Source organism: Okeania sp. SIO2B9 (assembly GCF_010672505.1).
GTDB classification, from domain to species: Bacteria; Cyanobacteriota; Cyanobacteriia; order Cyanobacteriales; family Microcoleaceae; genus Okeania; species Okeania hirsuta.
On the sequence record NZ_JAAHGK010001604.1, the window covers coordinates 1 to 1443 of the forward strand.

A 1443-nucleotide genomic window follows, 5' to 3' on the forward strand; every position below is an offset into this window, starting at 1 on the left:
AATGATTTGATATTTTTGATAGAATTGGATTGTGGATTAATCAATTGCTAGAATGATTAATTAATGGTTATTTTTAGTCAAAATCTAAACCAATTTTTGGCAATATCATTCCATAATGTGCAACCCCTATTTTTTTATACCGAATTAAAGGGATTTGATATAATCAGGATATTCTGTTCCCTCCCCCTCAAATTGATATTATCTTTATCCCTTATGGGTTTAATACCCCAGCGTCTGCACGGTGCAGATGTTGCTGGTGGGGTGAGAATCTCCATCGACCCCATTCTCCTAACTCCTGACTTCTGACTCCTAACTCATTCTTCAAGCAAGTTATTATTTTTGTATGCTGGTGAATAATATAATTCAGAAAAAATCTCATTTTAAACTCTATTTTTTTAAACAAGATGTTAGCTAAAATCAGAGATACGGAAATCTATTTTGATGTTGAAGGTGCTGCCCTAGTGCCAGATGGGGAAAGGATGCGAGAAAAACCTGTTGCTTTTGTAATTCATGGGGGACCTGGTGCAGACCATACTTCCTATAAACCTACCTTTTCTCCTTTGAGTCAAAAATTACAATTAGTCTATTTTGACCACCGGGGACAAGGGCGATCGGCGAGGGGAGCAAAAGAAACTTATACCCTCGAAAATAATGTAGAAGATATGGAAGCATTGCGCCAATATTTAGGGTTAGAAAAAATTGTGATTATTGGTACTTCTTATGGAGGAATGGTTGCCCTGAGTTATGCAGTCCGTTATCCAGAAAATGTTCAATCTTTAATTGTTATTGCTACTGCTGGCAGTTCTAGGTTTTTGGAACTAGCAAAAGTTAATTTAGCAAAAAAAGGAACAAAAGAACAACAAGCGATCGCTCAATTTTTATGGGATGGTCAATTTGAGAATGAAGCTCAACTGCAAGAATATTTTCAAGTAATGATGCCCATGTATTCATTAACTTATCAACCAGAAACATCGGGAAAAAGTTGGAACAGAACTATTTTATCTCCCGATGCTATTAATGTTGCGTTTGGTGGTTTTTTACGTTCTTATAATGTGCTTGAGCAGTTACATAAAATTACTGCTCCCACTTTAATCATGGCAGGAAAACATGATTGGATTTGTCCTCCAGAATTGTCAGAAGAAATCGCTAAAGCTATTCCCCATGCTAATTTAAAAATCTTTGAAAATAGCGGTCATTTAATCAGAGTTGATGAACCAGAAGCGCTTCTCGATGCAATCATTGGCTTTTTGGTTTACAAGTAATACTAAATTTGGTGCGCGAAGAGAAATTTATTGTGAAGGTAAGGCAGAAGGCATAGGGCAGAAGGCAGAAGGGTTAGAAGAACTTCTGACTCCTAAATATAATTATACCAATGCTACCGGGTTTGATATAATATTAAATCCGGTTATGAAAAACTAATTTGTCCAAATCCTTCTAACCCTT

General features: G+C 36.2%; 1 protein-coding gene. It reads left to right on the forward strand.

The window, feature by feature from the left end:
• Positions 1 to 404: 404 nt before the first annotated feature.
• Positions 405 to 1262 (forward strand): alpha/beta fold hydrolase, encoded by an 858-nt coding sequence (locus F6K13_RS33030; RefSeq protein ID WP_124147136.1) that lies wholly within the window; start codon positions 405 to 407, stop codon positions 1260 to 1262.
• The last annotated feature ends 181 nt before the right edge of the window (positions 1263 to 1443 follow it).